The organism is Pantoea sp. JV6 (genome assembly GCF_025910055.1).
Taxonomy (GTDB): Bacteria; Pseudomonadota; Gammaproteobacteria; order Enterobacterales; family Enterobacteriaceae; genus Pantoea; species Pantoea agglomerans.
In genome coordinates this window covers 410,637-433,208 of sequence record NZ_JAPCIM010000003.1, presented here as the reverse complement: position 1 = coordinate 433,208, position 22,572 = coordinate 410,637, and the positions used below count along the sequence as shown (strand labels likewise).

The following is a 22,572-nucleotide window of genomic DNA, read 5'->3' as shown; positions in this document are numbered from 1 at the left end:
AGGCCAATAGTTATAATTTATCTGTGATATTATTTAAATTAATATCAAGATTTAACCGTGTGTCACAGGGGAAGAATGAACAATCATCTGCTTAACGTTGACCTGAATTTATTAAAAACGCTGGACGTGCTGCTGGATGAACGCAGCGTGACCCGAGCGGCTGAACGTCTGTGCCTGACGCAACCTGCGGTAAGCGGTATGCTGACACGACTGCGTGAAAGTTTTGATGATCCGCTGTTTATCCGGGCTCAACGCGGCATCGTGCCGACTCTGCGGGCGCTGGAACTGGCCGGGCCGGTAAAAGCGATACTGTCGGAGGTGGGAGAATTACTTCAGCCGCAACAGTTTAATCCAGCCCTGTCGCAGATGACGTTACATGTTGCTGCAACAGATTATGCGCTTAGTGCGGTGATTTTACCGTTTATTGCGCATTTACGACGTGAAGCACCAGGTATACGTGTCGCGGTGGTACCCGTGAACAGCGAGACCCTGTCAGGACAATTTGAACATGGGGACGTTGATGTGGCGTTGCTGACGCCAGAGACCACGCCGCCGACATTGCATACGCGGCAACTGTTCAATGAAGAATATGTTTGTCTGCTGAGTGAAAATCATCCTCTGGCGGGCTGTGCGACGCTGTCGCTGGATGAGTTCTGTGCGCAGGATCATGCGCTGGTTTCGTGGCCCGGCGGAAATTTTCATGGGGTTACCGACCAGGCTTTGGCTGCGATTGGCCGGGCCCGCCGGGTAACGCTCTCAGTTTGCAGTTTTCTGGTGCTCCCGGAAATTTTGCGCGTCACTGATTTGGTAAGCGTGGTACCGAAAAGACTGGCGGTCGACACCACGGGTCTGGTCATGTTGCCGCCACCGCTGGTCATCCCCGGCTTCAGTAAAATCATGGCCTGGCATGACCGAACCCATCATCACAAAGGGCATGTGTGGCTGCGTGAACGACTGGCGTCCGTGGCTAAAACGGTGGTGTATTGACAGGGATACCGGACTGCGGCTCACTGTTTCGCGATTTTGTTTAAGCAACAGACAGGATAACGGGGCGGTTTATCGCATTCTCCCCGATGCCAAAAAGGCAAAATCACGCTTTACTATGTCGGTAGCGGGGTAAAAATGGATGCTGGGGAATTCAGGAAAGAGAGTGTTGAACTGAGGAAAAATTAGCAGGGGAATAAATCGCGCGTGAATAACTTTGGTTATTATCGATAAAAGCTGCTTTGATAATGTTAATTACTCATATTTACGTTCTGAAAAGAACTGACAGACATCGTAAAAAGATAAAAGCCCTGACTGAAATAGCCAGGGCTTTTAAGGTACTACAGATTTTACGTTTACCATTAACTAACTTAATTGATAGGTACTACTTCGGTACTGCTATTTATGAACAGATCCTGCGGATAATAATGATCACGATACTTAAATGTCACTATTATTATCGGTTTCAACCACCTGATAGTCTTTCAGGAGACAAAGACAGGTCAGGCCCGTATAAATCTGCACACCCCCATCGCGATATATACTCTTTGATGCGTTGCCTTACTTTCATTACGACGTTTAAACCGCAATCGTATCCTGTCGTAACGTAACGTTCAGAACTACGAGGCCTTACATCATCGCGACGCGATACTACATACTTCTTAAAGACTTACTTCGACTCCATTTAACAGGGTTATCTTAACTAACGAACAGTTTTAAAGAACAATGTTTAACAGAACCACCGACAAGTTCAACTCACAAATTTGTCGGACCTTTTTACTTTACTCGTAACGCTTTTGTTTCCGGTTTATCAGGGCAACTGCACGCCGCTGATGAGTCCTACTTTACGGATATAAAAAACGATGTCAACACTGGTTTTAAAAACATGTTTATATTTGCAGTGAATTTTTCAGGCAATCATTTAGCTCTGAAACGCCCGTAAATTTATTATCAATGTTAAGAAAAATTGAGCCCTAATCTATTCAACCTGAATAATTAAGCAGGTCACTATCTGCCCTGACACTTAACGGTAGCAATAAAAAAGGCGCCCGCAGGCGCCCTCAAAACTCAGCATGCTGTAAAGATCTTTATTTCGCCAGGCTTGCCAGTAAAACCTTCGCGGTTTCGGCTGAGGAACCTGGGTTCTGACCGGTAATCAGCAAACCATCCTGAACCGTATAGGATTGCCAGTCATCACCGCGTGAGTATAGGCCGCCGTTCTGTTTCAGCACATCTTCAACCAGGAACGGCACCACGTCAGTCAGGCCAACGCCCTCTTCTTCACTGTTCGTGAAGCCAGTAACTTTCTTTCCTTTGACCAGAGGCGTGCCATCAGCATTTTTCACATCACGCAGGACACCTGGAGCATGACAGACCAGCGCAACCGGTTTGCCCGCCTGCAGGGTTTGCTCAATCAGCGAAATGGAGTGTTTGTCGTTTGCCAGATCCCATAAAGGACCATGGCCGCCTGGATAGAAAACGGCATCAAACGCTTCCTGATCAACAGTATCAAGCTTGACGGTCGAGGCCAGTACTGCCTGAGCAGCAGAATCGGCATGGAAGCGGCGGGTCTCATCAGTCTGAGAATCGGGTTCATCACTTTTTGGATCGAGTGGAGGCTGTCCGCCCTTCGGTGAAGCCAGGGTAATCTCTACGCCCGCATCAAGAAATGCATAGTAAGGTGCCGCAAGCTCTTCCAGCCAGAAACCGGTCTTCTTGCCAGTGGTGCCCAACTCATCATGCGAGGTCAAAACCATTAAAATTTTCATTTCCGCTCCATATAACAGTTAGTCGGTTTCAGGTGTAAGGATAGTCAGAACCAGCGTCTGAGCCGCTATCTTCTGCGTTGACCCGTTAATCATGGCGGGGTTACGAATATTTATGAAATTTATTTCTTAAATTTCAGTTATTCACATAGCATTATATCTTAATGAAATACGATCTGAATTTACTGCCAGTTTTGCTGGTTATGATGGAGGAGCGCAACGTTACCCGCGCAGCGGAACGGCTTGGCATAACCCAGCCGGCGCTTTCTAATGCATTAAACCGGCTGCGTGAAACGCTCAACGATCCGCTATTTATCCGCGAACGTTACGGGATGCGACCGACGCCGAAAGCGGAACAGCTGGCTCAGGTGGTCGGTGCTGCGCTGTCATCGATCGACAAGGTTATTCTTGGCCAGCAGGACTTTGATCCGCTTCATGCCACCCGGCTCTTCACGCTTGCGCCTAACAGCTATGTCGAATTCATCATGATGCCTGCCATCGTGGCCCGCCTGAGGAGCTGTGCGCCCGGCATCCGACTACGCCTCACTCCTTTTGGCAATGACGTCACTGAAACCGGTGTGATTTCAGGTAATACCGATATGGTGCTGGGTCGTATCGTGGAGCCGCCCGACAATCTCGTCGTTCAGCACCTGATGAATGAAGGTCTGGCCTGCGTGATACGCGCCGATCATCCGCTGGTGGGCGAAAACCTCAGCGCGGAGCAATATGAGCAGCTAAAGCACGTCAACGTTCTGCCACCTGGCCGTATGCGCGCTGGGTTATATCAGGCGCTTGAGCAGCGCGGCCTGCGTCGTCAGGTTGCAGTCTCCGTCACACACTTTCTGGCCGTGCCGGAAATGATTGCGGTCACGGACTACTGCGCGACCCTGCCGCGTTTGATCTGTCAGCATCTTTCACGCGATGAGCGGCTCAGAATCGTTACCGCGCCGGTTGACCTGGGCACCTTCCCGGTTGAAATGGGCTGGCATGCACGCTATCGCGACGATCCTGCCCATCGCTGGTTCAGGACGTTGATTACAGAGACGGCACAGTCGCTGTCTGATCCCCAGATAAACAATTAGCACGATCACCATTGCCGCACTAATAGTTAATATTGATATCATAACCTGAGTTACTATTCTTCTCATCGGAGGCAAACATCCTCCCAATTCATAACTCAGGAATATGACCATGAAAAACGTAAAAGCACTTTCAATCGCCGCACTCGCAGCTCTTTCTCTGATCTCTTTTGGCAGCTTTGCCGAGAGCGTTTCTGTCACCTCATCCACACTGGATGGCGCAGAATCAAAAATTGCAGCTCAGGCTCAGGAACAGGGCGCGCAGTATAAAATTACGGAAGCGAACACCAACAACCGTGTTCACATGACCGCAGAACTGTATAAATAACGGATGGTCGCAAACGGATTTGCCAGAAGAGGCTGCCCAATGGGCAGCCTTTTTTGTGTCCGATCAGGCCAGACGGGCGGCTGGCGCGCTACCGGTGCGCCACCATAGAATCAGCGCTGCCAGCGCAATTGCGCCGAGTACCGCAAACGCGGTGCTGTAGGAATATCGTGCGGCGATCATGCCCGTCATGGCGGGACTCAGCGCGGCACCTGCGCCCTGCATCAGCATAATAACGCTTTGCCCGGCGTTAACATGGCCCGTACCCCGCAGCAGGGAAACAATGTAGCCCGGCACCGCCACACCGAGAATCCCTGCCGCAATACCATCCAGAACCTGAACCGGAATGACAAAAATCGGCCCGGCAAAGCCGGCGGCGAGAACCGCGCGCAGCGGTAATATCATCAGGGCGATCATGATAAACAGGCGATAGCCGTGCGTATCAACCCGTTTAGATACCCACAGCGCGACCGGGATCATCACCAGTTGGGAAATCACCACCGTTGCCGCCGCGTAAAGGCCCGGACTGATCGCCGCCTGGCCGCCTGCCGAGGCGACGCGCATGCTCAGCATCGGCAGCAGTGCGGCATTGGCAAGATGAAACAGCAGCAGCGTCAAACCGGCGATCATCAGCGCCGGGTTTCGCAACAACATTGATAAGTGCAGCGCTGGCTGACGCTCTTCATGCGGTTCATAACCGCGCGCCACATCGTTATCGATCTCATTTCCGCGAATTGCCAGCGTAGCGAAAGCAGCGAAAACCGCCATTACCGTCATAAGAATGAAAACGGCACCCATGCCCCAGTACCAGGCTGAAAAACCGGCCAGCAATGCAGCAATCGTATTCCCGCCATGATTAAACGCCTCGTTGCGTCCCATCTGCTGGTTAAAGCCGCGCTGACCCGTGAGCCCTAAGGTGATCCCCGCCACCGTCGGGCCGATAAACGCCGCAGCCAGGCCTGCTACAACCTGAGAGACCATCGCCGTCCAGGTCTGATTGCTGTACCACAGCAGCAGTGTGGCAACGGTAATCACCAGACAGCCCAGCAGCACAATGATTTTTTTATGACGGGTCGCATCGGCGGCGATCCCTGCCGGTAGCGTGGCAAGTAATCCGGCGATACCGCCACAGGTCATTACCAGACCGATTTCGTCGGGTTGCCAGTGTCGCTCCGTAAGAAAGATGCCCAGAAATGGCCCCAGGCCGTCGCGGACATCGGCCAGAAAAAAGCTCATTAAACAGAGCGCGTAGAGTGAACGCTGAGACATGTTATTTCCCTGGAAGGTAAGTGTTAGAGGCAGTTGCGCTTCGGTTAAAAGGGAAATTATGTGTTACGCCGTGGAAAGTCACCTTTCGTTATAGTAACAAAATGAAAAAGGCCACCCGTAAACGCTACGGATGGCCTTTTTCTATTCACTCAATAACGAGAGCGAACTATTTATCTGTGCCAAAACCCTGCTTCAGCAGTGCTGGCAGTACATTCGGGAAGTAGATGTTTTTATAGTAACCGCTGACGCTTTCGCTCCAGCTCTCACCGTCATTACGACCAATCGTCTTCCAGTGCTGAACCATCTCATCGTTGTAGGCCGCAATCTGCTGCTCCAGACCCTGCGTCTGGTAAATCTCATCATGGCGGAACGTTGCCAGAGGCAGACGTGGTTTCTGATGAGCCGGTTCGTCTACGTGACCGATTACCACACCCGCCACCGGGAAGGTCAGCGGCGGCAGCTCCAGCAGTGAAATCATCGCCTGTGGGTCGCGACGGATACCACCAATTGGCACAATCCCCAGACCTTCGGCACGCGCAGCCGCCATTACCGATCCCAGCGCGATACCGATATCGGTAGAACCCGACACGATACTCTCAATGCTCTGATGGGCGATCTGCTGCTGATCGACAGCGGCCATTCCCACGGCTGATTTATGCATATCCAGCACAAAGGTGATAAACACCGGTGCTTTGGCAATCCACGGCTGACCGCCTGCAATGGCGGCGATCTGTGCGCGACGGCCGGCATCACGCGTGATCACCACAGAAACCTGCTGCGAGTTTACTGATGTCGGTGCGCGATAAGCGGTACTGATAATCCGATCCAGCACAGCTTCATCGACAGGTTGCTCAGTGAAACTGCGTTCACTTTTGTGACTTGTAAAAATATCAATCAGTTCGCTCATGGTTCCTCCCATATAAAGCGCAAGAATAGCAGCAAGTCACAAGGAAAAACTTAACCGCACTGGTCATGCTGTCGCGGCGTTTCTCAGCCTCCCCAGCGGCTTTTAAGATAGCTGACTGCTTGCTGAGTCTGCGGCTGATTCAGATAGTTCTCTCTGAACAGAATCGTGCCATCAATATTGGGGTTCGATTCATTAAGGTCGAGCTGCTTTTTCAGCTCCGGTACGCCGCCCTGCTGTGTCCAGTCAGGCTCAACTTTTGACGGCTCGCCCACTTTATAGAGAGCAAGGCCGATGTAGAGCCGGGTTTTGGTCGGTTTCACGACCTCTGCCCACCAGTTTGCCAGCACGTCGTATCGGGCCGCCTGACGGGAAAATGGCCAGTAGAGCTGAGGTGCAATGTAATCCAGCAAGCCCTGCTGCACCCAGCGGCGGGTATCGGCAAAAGCTTCATCATACGCCGCCGCTCCGCGGGTATCGGAACCGGCAGGATCATGCGACAGATTACGCCAGACGCCCGCCGGGCTGACACCAAACTCCACGTCCGGCTTCAGTTGTTTGATGGTACGTGACACCTGCTCAATCAGCTGCTGAGTATTGTGACGCCGCCAGTCCGCTTTGCTGGCAAACCCCTGACCGTAGCGGCTGAAGGTCTGATTATCGTTGAGCAGTGAACCGGCAGATTCCGCATAGAAGTAGTCATCGAACTGCACACCGTCGATGGGATAACGCGCCACCACCTCGGCCACAATACTGGTGATCCAGTCACGCGCCTCAGGGATACCCGGATCGAGTACATAGCGATCGCCTGCAGTGCGGATCCAGTCGCGATGCAGCACAAAAACGCTGGCCGGATGCAGTGACAGCGTGCGGTTGAGTTCGCTGACGGTAGACGATTTAGTGTTTACCGACACCCGGTAAGGGTTGAACCAGGCATGGACTTTGATACCGCGCTTATGCGCCTCATCCAGCATAAACTGCAGCGGATCATAGCCCGGATCTTCACCAATTTTTCCTGTCAGCATATCTGACCAGGGGAGGATTTTTGAGGGCCAGAGCGCAGTGGCATCAGGCTTAACCTGGAAAAACACCGTGTTGATGCCCAGGCTTTTCAGCTTATCCAGCTTTTCGATCAGCGATTGCTGCTGCTGGCGGATACGCTGCGCCGGACTGGTGCCATTTACCGACGCAACCGGCGGCCAGTCAAGACGTGAAACCGTGGCTAACCAGACGCCCCGCATCGGTTCCTGCGCATGAGGTTGTGCTGGCTTGCCGGGCGTCGGTAACGGCTGTTTCGTCACGGGCGGAAAAGGTGTGACCAGCGATTTCGGCGGCTCAGATGCGCAACTGACCAGCAACAACGCGGCAGCCAGCGCGGCGCCTCGCTTAATAGCCGCACGGGCCGGTGCAGTAAAGGGTTTAAAGGCGATGATAGACTCCAGTATTGTCTGGTCGGGGCGCAAAGAGGAGTATTCTCGGTGACTCTGATTAAATGTCAATGCGTTAGCACAGAGGCGGCAGTAAAACCGCCCTCCTTCAAAAAAAGCGCCCCTGAACCCGCTAGCGCTGCGGAGTGAATACCATTCCGGCTGACGCAAGACAGGCTTTGAGTGTGCCAAACGCATCCTGACACTGCCGCTCATTGACGCAGGCGTAACCCAGCAGCAATCCGCGCGCCTCCTGAGGGTGCATATAATATTGCGAAAGTGGCCGTACTTTGACGCCGCGCTTTAGCGCCTCCGCGGCTATCGCCACGTCATCCGCGCCTGCTGGCAGCGGGATCACCAGATGCAGCCCCGCTTCATGATTGAATGCCGGTAAAAAGGCTGGCCCCAGATAGCGCTCGATCAGCCTGCAGAGAAACTGCCGCCGCTGGCGGTAAAGCAGTCGCATCCGGCGGATATGCTCCATGTAATGGCCCAGCCGGATAAACTCCGCCAGCGCACGCTGAATCAGCAGATGTCCGCCGCGATAGAGTTCTGCCGCGGCGATGCGCAACGGCTGTGCCAGCGGTTTCGGCACCACCATGTAGCCAATGCGCAGCGCGGGATAGAGCGTTTTGCTGAACGTTCCCATGTAAATGACCGGCGCATCCGCTTCCAGCCCCTGCAGTGAGGGATGAGGCTGGCCGGAAAAACGAAATTCGCTGTCGTAGTCATCTTCCACAATCCAGCTCTGATGGCGACGTGCAAGGGTGAGCAATGCCTGACGACGGGCCAGACTCAGATGCACACCCAGCGGATATTGATGAGAGGGCGTCACAAACACCATCTTTGGTGCCGGGCCGCTGTCCGGCACCAGTCCCTGCTCATCCACGGGCATCGCCCGAATCTTCAGGCCATTCATGCGCAGCAGATTGCGCGTTCCCCAGTAGCCTGGCTCCTCCATCCAGACCCGATCGCCAGGATCGCACAACACCCGCGTCACCAGATCAACCGCCTGATGAACCCCTTCGGTGATCAGGATCTGGTCAGCATCGGCCCGCACTGAGCGGGCCACCCGCAGATAATCCACTAGCGCATGGCGCAGATCGGGACAGCCACCGCCGCTGCTGTAGACCAGGCGGTGAACGTCAGGCTCACGGTTCAGACGCGCCTGAATCTGACTGAACAGCTTGTGGGGGAATTCGGTCACATCGGGCGCACCGGGGACAAACGCGCCCCACTGGTAAGGCGATGCTGTCGCGTGCCCCAGCAGACTGGCGCCACGCTTCGACAGCGTTGCCGGTCGTTGCGCCTTCACCGCCTGAAGGTCGGCTATCGCATCACTCTGCAGAGAGTTTTCCGGCAGCGTCTCTGCAATCCAGGTGCCGCTGCCGGTCCGCGCGGTGACATAGCCCTGCGCCATCAGGCTCTCATAAACATGCATAACCGTGTTTCGCGACACGCCCAGCTCGCGCGCCAGATCGCGGGTTGGCGGCAAACGGCTTCCGCGCGGAAACACCTCTTCAGCGATCGCGGCCTGCATGCAGTTCAGCAGCCGCTGATGTAATGAGCCAGTTCTTAAAAACTGTAACCGCGCTAATAGATGATCTGCGTATAAGAGTCGCAATTGGCTCCACCTTTCCTCTGACAATTGGCTCTGGCAACTCACCACGCCTCAGGCATAAATAAACGTGTTTGTCGGGAATTGTAAACACGCATATTAACGAGGTGGAATAAATGAGCGAAAAAAATAACCTGTTGCAGCAGCGCAAAGCACAGGCTCTCCCCAAAGGTATCGGTACGCTGTGCGACTGGTACGTTGCCCGGGCAGAGAACGCCACCTTATGGGATCAGGAGGGTAATAGCTGGATCGACTTCGCGGGCGGCATCGCGGTACTGAACACCGGCCACCGCCATCCACGCATTGAACAGGCGATTGCCGATCAATTAACAAAGTTTACCCATACGGCTTTCCAGATCACCCCTTACGAAAGCTACATCGCACTGGCCGAGCGTATTAATCAGCGGGTTCCCATCGCCGGTGCGGCGAAAACGGCCTTCTTCACCACCGGGGCGGAAGCGGTAGAAAATGCCGTAAAAGTGGCGCGTGCCTATACCCGCCGTCACGGCATCATCACCTTTGGTAACGCATTCCATGGCCGCACCTTTATGACCATGGCGATGACCGGAAAAGTAGCGCCCTACAAGCGGGATTTCGGCCCGATGCCGCCGTCAGTCTTCCATGCACGCTATCCCAGCGCGGTTCAGGGGATCAGCATCGAGGCGGCACTGACCAGCCTTGAAGAAATTTTTACGCAGGACATTGCGCCCCATGACGTCGCCGCGATCGTGCTGGAGCCGGTGCAGGGCGAAGGTGGATTCCATGCGGCACCTGCAGAGTTTATGGTGCAGTTGCGGGAGCTGGCTGACCGTCACGGCATTCTGCTGATTGCGGATGAAGTCCAGAGTGGATTTGCCCGTACCGGCAAGCTGTTTGCCATGGAACACTACCCGGTGAAGGCCGATATCATCACCATGGCGAAAAGCCTGGCAGGCGGGATGCCGCTCTCCGCGGTCGCTGGTCGTGCAGAGGTGATGGATGCACCTGCACCAGGTGGTCTGGGCGGAACATATGCCGGCAACCCGCTGGCTATCGCCTCGGCCCATGCGGTGCTGGATGTAATAGAAGAGGAGCAGCTCTGCCAGCGCGCCGTTGATCTCGGTGCCCGGCTTGAAGCAGAACTTCAGGAACATCAACGCAAACATCCGGACATTGCTGAAGTGCGTGCGCTGGGTTCGATGGTGGCGATGGAGTTCTATCAGGCCAGCACCGCGCAGGCGGTTCAGAAGATGGCGATGGAACAGGGCTTGCTGCTGCTGACCTGCGGAGCCAAAGGCAACGTCATCCGCTTCCTCTACCCGCTCACCATTCCGGATGCGCAGTTCAGCCAGGCGCTGACCATTCTCTCCACGGTGATCGATCACTGTGTCGCACCCGTCGGACATCCCGTCGTCCCGGCCTGATTTCGCTGACGCGTTAACGCAAGTTCATCCCCGTTCGTCCGGCCATCCAGGCCGGACGTCGACAGGAGACGTTTACATGACGATGACTCAGAGTGCGAATGCAGATTCGCTGGCTCAAAACCTGAAACCGCGCCACGTGCGTATGCTCTCAATTGCGGGCGTGATTGGCGCCGGGCTGTTTGTTGGCTCCGGCCATGCTATTTCTGAAGCGGGCCCCGCGGTGCTGATCTCTTATGCCGCTGCCGGTGCGCTGGTGGTCCTGATTATGCGGATGCTGGCCGAGATGGCCGTCGCCTCACCCGATTCAGGCTCGTTCTCAACCTACGCCGATAAAGCGCTGGGACGCTGGGCCGGATTTACCATCGGCTGGCTCTACTGGTGGTTCTGGGTGTTGGTGATCCCGCTGGAAGCCAATGCGGCGGGAACCATTCTTCATGCCTGGTTCCCCGATGTCGCCATCTGGCAGTTCACGTTTGCTATCACCCTGTTGCTGACCATTACCAATCTGCTCAGCGTGAAAAATTATGGTGAGTTTGAGTTCTGGTTTGCATTGATCAAAGTCGTTGCCATCATCCTGTTCCTGGGCGTGGCAGGTGCGGCAGTGTTTGGTCTGCTGCCTGACAGCAATACCAGCGGCCTGTCGCATCTCTATGACACTCACGGATTTATGCCAAATGGTATCGGCGCGGTCGTGGCTGCCATCCTGACCACCATGTTCTCTTTTATGGGCACAGAAATTGTCACGATTGCCGCCGCAGAGTCGAAGAATCCCGGTAAGCAGATTACTCAGGCGACTAACTCCGTCATCTGGCGTATTGCACTGTTCTATCTGCTGTCGATTTTCTTTGTAGTGGCGCTGGTGCCGTGGAATGCACCAGGGCTGGTTGAACAGGGTTCATGGCAGACAGTGTTACAGGCGATGAACATCCCGCACGCCCGACTGATTGTCGATCTGGTGGTGCTGATGGCGGTGTGCAGTTGTCTTAACTCTGCACTTTATACCTCTTCGCGCATGCTCTACTCTCTGTCACGCCGCAAAGATGCACCGTCGGCTGCCTCACGTACCAATCGCAGCGGCACGCCGTGGATTGCTGTGCTGCTCTCTACCGCGGCTGCATTTCTGGCGGTGATCGCCAATTATCTGGCGCCCAGCGTGGTGTTTGAATTTTTACTGGCCACATCGGGAGCGATTGCACTGCTGGTCTATCTGGTGATCGCTGCGTCCCACCTGGTGCTGCGTAAAAAGCGCGAGAAAGCGGGTGAAGTCCTGAGTTACCGGATGTGGTTATTTCCTGGCCTGACGTGGGTCACTATCCTGTTTATCGTCACGGTGCTGATAATCATGTTGTTTGATGCGAAACATCAGGCTGAATTACTGGCAACGGGCGGTTTGACGCTGCTGATTATTACCACCAGCCTGGTGCTGCGTCGTAAAAAGGAGAAGCGTCAGAGCACGAAATATTTTACTCAGCGATCTTCTGACTCTTACTGATCTTCACGCAAGCTTTTTATAAATTAAACCCACCTTTGACAGCAAAGGTGGGTTTTTTTTGCATATCAACAGATGCAACGCGTATTAACCCTCGATTATGCAAGGGATTAATAAGATGCACACATTATCTGCTGATGATGAATATGGTAAACTGAATTCCCCGATGCTGACTTAAAAATTTCAAAAAAGATACTTCACTGGCTCTTAGTGACTTAATGATAAACCCTGTATTGGTTATGGGTTTATATCTTTAGGTTCCATGTCACCGTTGCTGCTAAGGCATTGCACTGTCGTTCAGAATAAAACTTCAGGAGAAGCGTTAAAGATAGGTAACGTAAAGTATCCCTTTGCTCTTTTCAGGATTAAACCAGTGCATTTTTACTTCCAGAGGTAACTTGGTCAGCGATTCGGGATTCATCAGGTCAGCAGTAGTGGCCACAGCCTTACCACTGGCGGGATCAAAACAGTCAAACACGACAGGATTTTGTCCGACATTCATATTACATGAACCATTAGTAATGGCTCCGCTGAAGGTAATAGTGCCAGAATCTGAATCCGCAATAACCGGTCCGGCCAGGGCAATCAGCAGCGTGCTAATGCAGACAGATAAAAAAGATTTCATTGTGCGTCCTCCTGAGTATGTATCACCTGTTATCGGCTCACATTCCCAAAGATTAAGTGCTGAGTGAACGAATAAATGTAAATGTACGAACGCTTAGCCCAATGAAATCCCTTAAAAACCTTTGTTGAGAATAATCCTAATCCAGCCAGCTAACGAGAGTGTAGACCATCGCTGGATAAATTTTCTTTCTTACATTCGTTTTTTTATTATGGCTTTGTAGCAGCAAATCACGGCCGCCTGTGACTTAATGACGCTTTGCAATCGTTAACACGCTATTCATAGCGCCTTCCGTTAGTGGAAAAGGTCATGATTAATGTGACGGTGGTAAACAGCAGGTAACTCTTCGCGCTTTAGATGACTTTACTACGCTGCTATTAAAGGCTTCCGTTGATCATGATTGAACAGTCAATATAAAATATCCGAAGAGAATGTTTATTTTACTCAAGCCATTCTCCTGCTGATTAATATTGCCAAAACACGTTCAGCTTATTCCAGATACTGGCTGAAACGCAGCAGATAACCATCGGGGTCCTGCACCAGAAACTCCCGCTGACAGGCGGTGGTCTCACCGGTGTCATAGTGGTTGTCTCGAAGCGCCTGAAAGAGCGGAACGGCATGCTGCTGCAAACGCGTCAGCACAGCCTGAACATCGTCGACTTCAATCTGGAAATTAATACCTCGCCCCAGCGGCCAGCGTAGATCGGCTACGTTCCAGCCCTGCGGGTGGAACTGCTCAATCATCAATTGCACCTCTCCATAGCAGAGGTAAGCAAAATCAGGCTGCTGGCGCTGTATTCTCACACTGAAACCCAGCACCACGGTGTAAAAATGCAGCGAGGCGGCAAAGTCAGTGACGGTCAGTTCTGGCACCATAGGGTTCCAGTAAAGAGTTTGATTATCACTCATAGTAAGGTTCCATTTTGATCGGTAACTCGCCCCTCTGATCACCGGTTCTGGATTGTGATTTGCAGCTCATCCAGCATCAGCCGCAATGCGGCAGACTGGTGCTCACGCGACAGGTAAAGCCCCCATATGCCGATGCGTTGCGGCTCATAATCGGGCAGTAATTTTACCAGCTTCCCTGTTTCCAGTGCGTGACGAGCCTCCTGCTCAGGCACCATCGCTATCCCGCAATGCGCTATCGCCGCGTCACACAACAGTGAGGAGATACCCGCACTGAAATTTCCTCTGACGGCAACCGCGATTTTCTCCCCGCCAGCCGCCGTAAAATGCCAACTCTGTCCGGCAAATCGACTGTAGTAGAGGCAGTTATGCTGAGCCAGATCGTCCGGGGTTTCCGGGTTACCCCGCGCCTTAAGATACTCAGGTGACGCGCAGAGTACCGAGTGACATTCGCCAAGACGGCGTGCGATCGCCCCCGGCTCTGGCGAGTCGGTGATGCGAATAGCGAGATCGATACGCTCACCAATCAGGCTTACTGGCTGATTGTTAATTTCCAGCTCGATGCGCAGTGCCGGATAACGCGCCAGAAAATCGGGGATCACCGGGCCGACAAGATGAAGAGCCGTAAAGTGGGCGCAGGCGATGCGAAGCGTTCCGGCCGGGACGCCCTGGGTAGTTTCCTGCTGGATCGCCTCTGAGAGCAGGGCCAGCTGACGGGTTTTTTGCAGGATCGCCTCACCGGCAGGCGTAAGGGTCAGCTGGCGCGAAGAGCGATGCAGCAGACGCGTTCCCGCCCACTTTTCCATCTCCTCCAGATAACGGCTGACCATCGGGCGAGAGATCCCCAGCGATCGTGAGGCGGCACTCAGGCTGCCCAGTTCACATATCCGGTTGAAAACGGCTGCCGCCGTGACTCTGTCCATCCACTCCACCTGTTCGGATTATGAAACTCAGCATCTCTGATTGCGGGAATTATAACAGATAGCCAGATGCGTAGAATAGCGCCACTGATACTGAAAATCGCCCGTTACGCCTGCCTGAATCGGGCATTTATCTCTGAGGATCCTCAATGAAAACTAAGCTGTTACCTGTGATGCTGGTGCTGGCCTCGGCCTCCGCCAGCGCGGCCACCCTGCAACTGCAAACCTATAATCCGCAGGAAAAGGGCATCTTTGCCGTCTCCTCAACGCTGGTTAGTGGGCCAACCGAAGCGATTCTGTTTGATGCCCAGTTCAGCACCCAGGACGGTGAAAAACTGGCAGAGATGATTAAAAAGAGCGGAAAAACGTTAAAGGAAATTGTGATCACTTCTGGCGATCCCGATTTCTACTTTGGTCTGGAGCCAATTGTTAAAGCCTGGCCGGACGTGAAGGTGGTTGCCGCGCCGGCGGTGGTGAAGCATATCCAGCAGACGCATGACGCCAAGCTGAAATACTGGGGTCCACAGATGAAGCAGGGCGCGCCGGATAAGGTGTTCGTGCCTGAAGTGACCCATCAGACCCGCTTTAGCGTCGACGGCGAGGTGCTGGAGCTGCGTCATCCGGAGCAATACGCCGCTTATATCTGGATCCCGTCTGCAAGCACCATTCTGGGCGGTACCGCCCTCTCCTCGGGCATTCATGTCTGGACGGCTGACACTCAGACCGTCCAGAGCCGCGCTGAATGGCGTCATATCCTGACCGAAATGCAGACGCTGAACGCGAAGAATGTAATTCCGGGTCACTATCTCGGTGCCCGTCCGGCCGGTTCACAGGCGGTGGATTTCACCCTGAATTATCTGAAGAGTTTTGAGGCGGCGCTGGCGCAACATAAAACCTCAGCGCAGGTGATTACCGCCATGAAAGCCGCCTGGCCAAAACTGGCAGAACCGGCTTCACTGGAACTCAGCGCCAAAGTTAATACCGGCGAGATGAAGTGGTAAACCCCGCTGAGAGGTCAGCTGACTACCAGGTTTGCAACGTTTAAGCAGACCCGGCTGAACCCATTGACCTGATCTAAAGATGCCCGGGCGCTATCTTTTAGCCAGATAGCGCCTGTCATCGCGCGCCTGCAACCGCGCCTCCGCTGGTGAGGGGAAGATATAGTGAAACAGATCGCGGTAAAAACTCAGGTGCTTCAGCAATCCTTCCTGTATGGATTTACTGATGTCTTTGATCAGAAATTCCTGGGTGGTGCTGAAGTTAGTCACGCTAAAAAAGGTTTTGTCATAGACGTTGACCACACCTTCCCATTTCATCACCTGCTCTTCCGGGGAAGCCCCTTCAGAGGCGACAAATATCCCTTTATGGGATTTCACACCCTGCTTGCTGATATAGGTAGTTAACGCATCATAGCCGCGCTTGTTACGCCAGCGGCAGAATTCGTAGGGCACATCGTAATGGGGCAGCACAAAGTCCGGACTACGAAAATGTTCATCACCAATTAACCCATCCAGCGTAACCGTGAAATGCAGAAAGTCCTGCAGGAAGTCGAACTGGCGGGTTTTAGTCAGTGTGACATTAATAGTGTAGTGACCTGCATGCACATACCAGTAATTGGTAAAGCCGGTGACCAGAATACAGAACGCCTGCCAGTCACTGAGTCTTCGATCCCCCGCCAGCCCCCTGAAACGACTGATCATCATCCGTGATTTGGGATGCTGATACGCTTTCAGCAGCGGATCGTTCATACCTTTCAGTAACATCAGGCACACTCCTTGATAGATTGCGCTTATCCTGCCACGCCCTGATCAGGGTGAAAAGTGTCGTTGGTCTGAATGTGACCCCCTTAAGATTGGGCGGGAGGCGTGAACTTATGAGGCGAATTGGGGAAACGGGTGCGCCTGGAGACCTTATAACTCTTAAGTGTGATTTTGCCCTTCTGAAGCTCCCTAAGCTCCTGCACACTTGTCATCACTTCACTGAAAATATCGCGTTCAGTCATGTCTTAACCCTTTTTTGATCACGTTCAGTGCGGTCGCCAAGGCATCACGCTGCTGCTTCGTCAGATCGTCGCGTTGATCTTTATCACAGATAGTAAAGAGAATTTGAGGGCCAATGGAACGAAAACGTATGTTAGTAAAGTAACTGGCTGATAAACATTCACATAATAGACATGAAAAATACCCTATAAATGATTTTTAGATCGTGAAATGGCACTTAATAGGCATTGATGTCTACTAATCGATTTTTTATACGATTATTTTTCTCTTATCGTACATTTCCGTTCAATTGGCCCTCGACCCCAGTTATCAGCACGGCCGCTTCTCTACCGGACAACCCCCAAGAAGAGTGCAGGCACGACCTCAAGAAAATATTTATTCGACTACCGAAGACACTTATGACATAAAAATATACTCTTCCAGTACTTATAAACTTATGGTCAGGGAAATGGGACTAAGATTTCGAAAATCAATAAGTATAATGCCGGGAGTCAGGCTAAACCTCAGTGGTTCAGGTGCGAGCATGAGCGTGGGGCCGCGAGGTGCATCTGTGTCGTTCGGTAAGAGAGGAACATACGCAAACTTTGGTCTGCCAGGCACCGGCCTTAGCTACCGGACACGGCTGGACCGGGCCAGTTCTTCAAGCAGACAGAGAGCACTTCAAGCCGAAGCAAATGGACACCTGCGTGATGAACTTGAGAGGGAAGTCGAGGCGTTAAACAGCGCGGTGGAGGCCATCATTAATATCCATTTGCTGACGCCTGATCCCAGAAACGGGCATACATACTCTGAGTTACTTCATCATTACCGTGAACTGGCACTTAAGCCATACGCAGTACCCGCCCCCATGCGCCCGGATAAACCCGTCCCGTTAGCTGAACCTACACAGCCTGGTGATGATCATGGCCGTGGTTTCATTGGCCGGATGTTCGAATCTGCAGACGCACGTCAGGAACGACAGCGTCTGAATCTGGAAAGATGGCAACGTGAAGTCGAAATGTGCCAGCAGGAAAATGCGCTAACCCTGAAGCGATACCAGACGGCTCGCCAGCTCTGGGCAGAACAATACTCGCACTGGCAGTATGACGCTGCAGAACACGATAAAAAGATTCAGCATGCAGCTGGTGATATCGACCGCCGTTTTGACGCCGACAGCGGGTATTTCGAATCCTTACTGACTGAGGTACTACAGGCAACTGACTGGCCCCGTGAAACGTTAGTGGCCTTCCAGGTTGAACCAGAACGCTCTGCCATCCTGATAGAAGTCGACTGCCCGGAAGTTGAAGATATGCCTACTTCGACGGTTCGGTTAAACGCAAAGGGAACGGAGATTCTGGAAAAGGAAATTTCACAGAAGGCAGTCAGGGAAAGATACGCGCTACACGTTCACGGCATACTGATGCGAGTAGCCGGTATGGCATTCTGTGCCCTTCCCTTTGAGAAGGTAGTTATAAGCGGCTTCACACAGCGCATAAGCAAGCAAAGTGGTTTTCTGGAAGATGAGTATATTGTTTCTGCAAGGATCAACCGACGGGATTTTGAGGGGTTGAATTTCAGCAATCTGGATTACGTCAACCCGGTAGAGGCTTTTGAGCGCTTCGAAGTACAAAGACGCATGAGCTCAACATACCTCTTCCAGCCCATCACGCCATTCAGTGTATAATAAAAACCGGCCTCATGGCCGGTTATGCTTATTCAGCGGCAGATACCCTCTTTACGCGCTGCATCTAACCACTCCCTGAACTCAACCAGCAGCTGGTCATAGAGGTATTCATCGCTCAGGCGATCGTAGTTATCGATCGGGAAAAAGTGGGTGTTATCGACCGGACGTCCGCTAAGGTTGTCGAGCTTCTCCAGAATCCCGTAATTGTTGCCGCCCAGACCAACGAACTTGAAGAATATCGGGCAACCAGAGGATTCGACGATCTTCTCTTTAATTTCACGGGTCTTGTTGATGCCGCCATCTGTGATGAAAACGACATACACTGGCAAGGTTGAATTTCTGAATTCACGAATGATATCAGCCAGCACTGGGGGTTCGTTGTTCGTACCGCCAAGGCCAGGCAGAATTTCCCACATGCCCTTCTTGCCGTCTTTCTGAATCCGTTCAATGTAACCATCCAGATTGTCTAGGGTCACATCTTCATACCGTTTGTGTTTTTCGGCAAAACCCCAGACCGGCATTAAACCATCATCATCGAACTGGACAGCCAGAGCTGCAATCCTTTCTAAAACTTTCTGCACATTGCCTTTCTTGAACTGCGCGGTCATTGACCCGGATGCATCCAGTACAAAGGCAACCTGGGCTTTTACGTCTGAGAGACGATGCTTTTCCAGGCTGACGCGTATGGGTTTCGCCAGGCTGACCAGTGCAGGTGCCTTCGCCAGCTTTTTCTCCAGGCTAACAGTCGTATTTGAGGCAGGAACAGGCGCTGAAGATGGAGCTGGTTCAGGGCTTGCGACATCCACCCCAAAGTGAAGAGCCAGCGGATGCAGACCACCATCAAATCCCTGACCTACAGCTCGAATTTTGAATTGCCCATTGTGGCGATAGATATGGGCTACGATCAGCGCCTTCTCACTTCTTCCCTGCAGCGACACGTTAAATGTATGGCCGTCGACAGTCATTTTGAGCTGTTCAAGTCCATCCAGTGTATCCGGACCGTCAATCACAACGGTCAGGGCAATTTTGGAAACAGATGAGGGAAGAGTGGTCAGATCGACAGCAAAAAAGGTATCACCCTGCTCAGAGCGCATAGTGACACTTTTATTCGCGTTGCTGTTGTTGTTGAAGAAGAGCATATCTTCATCTGAATGCGTTTTATCATTTTCTCCCAGGAGAAAAGCCGATGCATCTAAGTCGCTGCGAAATGTTGTCTTCTGAGTATAGGAGAGGCGAACCTCTATCTGGCTGGCACTAATAACAGTATTCTGACCGGGTAAAAGATCCATATTAATCCCCATTAATCACGTTACACCTGCCAACACAGGCAAAAAAAAGCCCCTTCAAAATGGAAGAGGCTGATACAGCGTTTTTATTTAGATGCTGACGCCATGCTGTGAAGCCAGAGCGGACAGGCCACCCGCAAACCCTTGGCCTACGGCTTTGAACTTCCACTCACCGTTGTGGCGATACAGTTCGCCGAATACCATTGCTGTTTCGGTGCTGGCATCTTCAGACAGGTCGTAACGCGCGATTTCCGCATTGTTGTCTTCGTTCACGATGCGGATGTAAGCGTTAGATACCATGCCGAAGTTTTGCTTACGGGCTTCAGCGTCATAGATGGTGACGGCAAAGACCGCTTTCTGAACGTCAGCCGGTACCGTAGCCAGGGAGATTTTAACCTGTTCATCATCACCCTCGCCTTCACCAGTACGGTTGTCACCCTGGTGAACGACAGAGCCGTCCGGGCTTTTTGCATTGTTGAAGAAAACGAAATGCTGATCGCTCAGCACTTTTCCGTCTGCGCCAACCAGGAATACAGAGGCATCCAGATCGAATGCCTGACCATCAGTCGCACGAGAGTCCCAGCCAAGACCTGCGATTGCTTTGGTCATGGTTGGTGCTTCTTTGGACAGGTTTACGTTACCGCCTTTCGTCAGGTTTACTGCCATGTTTAATTCCTCATTGCTTTTGGCTAATGCCCGGTTAAACCGGGCGTAAGATCAGTGCGTAATGTGAAACTCTATTAAGACGCGTTGATACCGTACTGAGCACAAACTGAACCCAGACCACCAGCATAACCCTGGCCTACGGCACGGAATTTCCATTCCCCAGCATGGCGATACAGTTCGCCAAACAGCATTGCGGTTTCAGTGCTGGCATCCTCAGACAGATCGTAGCGAGCGGCTTCAACATTGCTGTCGTTGTTCACCAGGCGAATGAAGGCATTCGCGACCTGACCGAAAGACTGACGGCGTGTGGTTGCATCGTGGATGGTAACCACGAACACAATTTTGGTCACTTCCTGTGGTACGCGGTTCAGTTCAATAATCAGTGATTCGTCATCGCCTTCACCTTCGCCGGTTCGGTTGTCACCGGTATGGGTAACGGAACCGTCAGAGGATTTCAGGTTGTTGTAGAAGATGAAGTCGTTATCACCACGAACTTTGCCAGCGTCAGTCAGCAGGAAAGCTGATGCATCCAGGTCGAAGTCCTGACCATCGGTAGAGCGGGTATCCCAGCCCAGACCGATTTTCACGTTTTTCAAAGTCGGGTCCACTTTAGAAAGTGATACGTTGCCGCCTTTAGAGAGAGTCACTGCCATGTTGTTATCCTCAAATCGTGTTGGTGCATACCTTGTATGCTGTGATTAACGACGCGGTTAACCGCGCCCTTCTTCTTTATGCTCGTCTTTAGCCGGGAAAAGTAGGCTTACAATGATACCTACTGCCAGTACACCCATAACCACGTAGAGGCTCATAGTCGCACTGATTGAATAGCCGTGATGGAAAAAGTGCTCAGTTGCGTTCAGACCCAGCTTCACGGCGATGAAGAACAGTAAAACGATAACGGCTTTTTCCAAATGAACCAGATACTGCTTCAGTCCCTCAAGCACAAAGTAAAGCGTACGCAAGCCGAGGATAGCGAACATCATGGCGCTGTATACGATCAGTGGCTCACGGCTGACCGCGATGACTGCAGGAACTGAATCGAATGCAAACATCACATCTGAAAGTTCAACAACGGCTAAACAGAGAAGCATCGGGGTTGCGTAACGCGCTGCTTTGGACAAGCGTCCCACCTGAACATCGGCATTTTCTGGTTTAGCCAACTCTGCATCCACTTCCTTCTGGCTGATTACGAATGCATTACCCTTGAGCTTTGGCCAGATAGGATAGAATCGTTTGACCATGCGGTAAGCTAGATGCTGCGAGTAGTCTTCGATTCCATCGTCATCATTGCCGCCTTTCAGCATCATTACCGCAGTCCAGCCCACGATGACTGCGAACACAACTTCCACCCACGGGCCCAGAGCAAGCAGACTGGTACCGATGGCAACGAAAATGCCACGGAACACGATTGCGCCGATAATCCCCCAATACAACACGCGATGACGAAAGTTATTCGGAATGGCGAACCATGAGAAAATAGCCATCATGACAAACAGGTTGTCGACCGACAGCACTTTTTCCAAGGCGTAACCCGTTACGAACAGACTCGCAACTTCCGGACCGTGATGGATGTACAGGAAGCCCGCAAATGCCAGCGCCATGAAGATCCAGAAGACCGACCAGGCTGCAGCGCTCCTCAGAGAGATTGGCTTGTCATGGCGGTGCATGAACAAATCGATAAAAATGGCACCGACTGACAGCAGCAGGAAAACTGCTACTGTCTCGATCGGGAACCCGATGTGGGTGGATTGCATGTGTTTAGCTCCAGAGATTGAAAGTCAGTAACCGTTACAGGCCAAACTCGCTGGTCGTAAAGCCGAGGGCTTCAATGATTTCGCGAGCGTTTGCCATTTCCGTTTCATCAAAATTACCGTCACTTTTCGCCACAGCGATGCCTACACGGACAGCTAACTGTGCCTGCTCTGGTTTATTTTTAAGTGCAAGGATGTACTTCATGGTTTCGCCCTTCCCAACTTCAATGTCGAAATTGAAGGACGTCACCAGCTTGTTGAAAAATTCGATCACTTCAGTAGTGTCGAAGATGCTCAGCTCAGGCGATTCTCGCAGGAACCCCATCATTTTCATCTTCTCTTCAGAACTGACGCCATCGCTTGAGACAGCAATACGAGCGCAGACTGCAACTGTACCTTCCAGGAAGGCGCGGTTTTTGTAGCGCCCAACCTGTTTGGTCAGCTCATCACGACCGGAATTAAATGACTCTTTAAGCTTATTGAAGAAACTCATG

Annotated in this window: 21 protein-coding genes; 7 read left to right on the top strand and 14 right to left on the bottom strand. The window is 52.4% G+C overall.

Translation table 11 applies throughout. From position 1 onward, the window contains the following. Window positions 1–75 precede the first annotated feature (75 nt). Window positions 76–987: a LysR family transcriptional regulator gene (locus OK412_RS06090; RefSeq protein ID WP_264352859.1), complete on the top strand. Its 912-nt coding sequence runs from the start codon at window positions 76–78 to the stop codon at window positions 985–987. A 1,085-nt stretch (window positions 988–2,072) separates the two neighbouring features. On the opposite strand, the gene OK412_RS06085 is transcribed toward OK412_RS06090, so the two are convergent. Further along, complete coding sequence (locus OK412_RS06085; RefSeq protein ID WP_182500604.1) at window positions 2,073–2,753, bottom strand: type 1 glutamine amidotransferase domain-containing protein; 681 nt, start codon at window positions 2,751–2,753, stop codon at window positions 2,073–2,075. 161 nt (window positions 2,754–2,914) lie between these two features. Between OK412_RS06085 and OK412_RS06080 the strand changes: the two genes are divergently transcribed. Together OK412_RS06080 and OK412_RS06075 are read left to right on the top strand one after the other, a co-directional pair. Beyond that, on the top strand, window positions 2,915–3,832 hold the full coding sequence (locus OK412_RS06080) for a LysR substrate-binding domain-containing protein (RefSeq protein WP_264352858.1): 918 nt from the start codon (window positions 2,915–2,917) through the stop codon (window positions 3,830–3,832). Between the two features lie 109 nt (window positions 3,833–3,941). Further along, window positions 3,942–4,157 carry a YdgH/BhsA/McbA-like domain containing protein gene (locus tag OK412_RS06075; protein WP_022624516.1) on the top strand — a complete coding sequence of 72 codons (216 nt, stop codon included), beginning with the start codon at window positions 3,942–3,944 and terminating at the stop codon, window positions 4,155–4,157. Between the two features lie 63 nt (window positions 4,158–4,220). Here OK412_RS06075 and OK412_RS06070 read toward each other — a convergent pair whose 3' ends face one another. From OK412_RS06070 to OK412_RS06055, 4 genes are all read right to left on the bottom strand, one after another. After that, a complete protein-coding gene (locus tag OK412_RS06070) occupies window positions 4,221–5,423 on the bottom strand; it encodes an MFS transporter (protein WP_010246959.1) in 1,203 nt (400 codons plus the stop codon). Window positions 5,424–5,589: 166 nt separating this feature from the next. Further along, window positions 5,590–6,330 (bottom strand): nitroreductase family protein, encoded by a 741-nt coding sequence (locus OK412_RS06065; RefSeq protein ID WP_264352857.1) that lies wholly within the window; start codon window positions 6,328–6,330, stop codon window positions 5,590–5,592. A gap of 83 nt (window positions 6,331–6,413) precedes the next feature. After that, window positions 6,414–7,790, bottom strand: coding sequence for a glycoside hydrolase family 10 protein (locus OK412_RS06060; protein ID WP_264352856.1), 1,377 nt, complete (start codon window positions 7,788–7,790; stop codon window positions 6,414–6,416). 97 nt (window positions 7,791–7,887) lie between these two features. Then, complete coding sequence (locus OK412_RS06055; protein ID WP_182500568.1) at window positions 7,888–9,378, bottom strand: PLP-dependent aminotransferase family protein; 1,491 nt, start codon at window positions 9,376–9,378, stop codon at window positions 7,888–7,890. 110 nt (window positions 9,379–9,488) lie between these two features. Here OK412_RS06055 and gabT point away from each other — a divergent pair, with 110 nt between their 5' ends. Then, the gene (gene gabT, locus OK412_RS06050) at window positions 9,489–10,775 is read left to right on the top strand and encodes a 4-aminobutyrate--2-oxoglutarate transaminase (protein ID WP_022624521.1); all 1,287 of its coding nucleotides are present in this window, start codon (window positions 9,489–9,491) and stop codon (window positions 10,773–10,775) included. A gap of 76 nt (window positions 10,776–10,851) precedes the next feature. Continuing rightward, window positions 10,852–12,267, top strand: coding sequence for a GABA permease (gabP, locus tag OK412_RS06045; RefSeq protein ID WP_045140002.1), 1,416 nt, complete (start codon window positions 10,852–10,854; stop codon window positions 12,265–12,267). A gap of 319 nt (window positions 12,268–12,586) precedes the next feature. Here gabP and OK412_RS06040 read toward each other — a convergent pair whose 3' ends face one another. From OK412_RS06040 to OK412_RS06030, 3 genes are all read right to left on the bottom strand, one after another. Next, window positions 12,587–12,889, bottom strand: coding sequence for a type 1 fimbrial protein (locus OK412_RS06040; RefSeq protein WP_228312759.1), 303 nt, complete (start codon window positions 12,887–12,889; stop codon window positions 12,587–12,589). A gap of 486 nt (window positions 12,890–13,375) precedes the next feature. Further along, the gene (locus OK412_RS06035; RefSeq protein ID WP_264352855.1) at window positions 13,376–13,795 is read right to left on the bottom strand and encodes a bleomycin resistance protein; all 420 of its coding nucleotides are present in this window, start codon (window positions 13,793–13,795) and stop codon (window positions 13,376–13,378) included. Window positions 13,796–13,833: 38 nt separating this feature from the next. Further along, window positions 13,834–14,715 (bottom strand): LysR family transcriptional regulator, encoded by an 882-nt coding sequence (locus tag OK412_RS06030; RefSeq protein ID WP_245115044.1) that lies wholly within the window; start codon window positions 14,713–14,715, stop codon window positions 13,834–13,836. Window positions 14,716–14,861: 146 nt separating this feature from the next. On the opposite strand from OK412_RS06030, the gene OK412_RS06025 reads away from it, so the two are divergent. Beyond that, the gene (locus tag OK412_RS06025) at window positions 14,862–15,713 is read left to right on the top strand and encodes a Vmh family MBL fold metallo-hydrolase (RefSeq protein WP_163658736.1); all 852 of its coding nucleotides are present in this window, start codon (window positions 14,862–14,864) and stop codon (window positions 15,711–15,713) included. Window positions 15,714–15,803: 90 nt separating this feature from the next. Here the strand turns inward: OK412_RS06025 and OK412_RS06020 are convergent, their stop codons facing one another. After that, window positions 15,804–16,475, bottom strand: coding sequence for a hypothetical protein (locus OK412_RS06020; RefSeq protein WP_122459730.1), 672 nt, complete (start codon window positions 16,473–16,475; stop codon window positions 15,804–15,806). Window positions 16,476–17,160: 685 nt separating this feature from the next. On the opposite strand from OK412_RS06020, the gene OK412_RS06015 reads away from it, so the two are divergent. Then, on the top strand, window positions 17,161–18,375 hold the full coding sequence (locus tag OK412_RS06015; RefSeq protein ID WP_264352910.1) for a DUF4236 domain-containing protein: 1,215 nt from the start codon (window positions 17,161–17,163) through the stop codon (window positions 18,373–18,375). Window positions 18,376–18,407: 32 nt separating this feature from the next. Here OK412_RS06015 and OK412_RS06010 read toward each other — a convergent pair whose 3' ends face one another. From OK412_RS06010 to OK412_RS05990, 5 genes are all read right to left on the bottom strand, one after another. Beyond that, complete coding sequence (locus OK412_RS06010; RefSeq protein WP_264352854.1) at window positions 18,408–19,664, bottom strand: VWA domain-containing protein; 1,257 nt, start codon at window positions 19,662–19,664, stop codon at window positions 18,408–18,410. An 87-nt stretch (window positions 19,665–19,751) separates the two neighbouring features. Then, entirely contained in the window at window positions 19,752–20,327 is a 576-nt protein-coding gene (locus OK412_RS06005) for a TerD family protein (protein ID WP_033760720.1), read from the bottom strand. Window positions 20,328–20,401: 74 nt separating this feature from the next. Next, window positions 20,402–20,980 carry a TerD family protein gene (locus tag OK412_RS06000; RefSeq protein ID WP_013360015.1) on the bottom strand — a complete coding sequence of 193 codons (579 nt, stop codon included), beginning with the start codon at window positions 20,978–20,980 and terminating at the stop codon, window positions 20,402–20,404. Window positions 20,981–21,037: 57 nt separating this feature from the next. Next, a complete protein-coding gene (locus OK412_RS05995; protein ID WP_033760724.1) occupies window positions 21,038–22,081 on the bottom strand; it encodes a TerC/Alx family metal homeostasis membrane protein in 1,044 nt (347 codons plus the stop codon). A 34-nt stretch (window positions 22,082–22,115) separates the two neighbouring features. Continuing rightward, entirely contained in the window at window positions 22,116–22,571 is a 456-nt protein-coding gene (locus tag OK412_RS05990; protein ID WP_033760726.1) for a tellurite resistance TerB family protein, read from the bottom strand. Between the last annotated feature and the right edge of the window lies 1 nt (window position 22,572).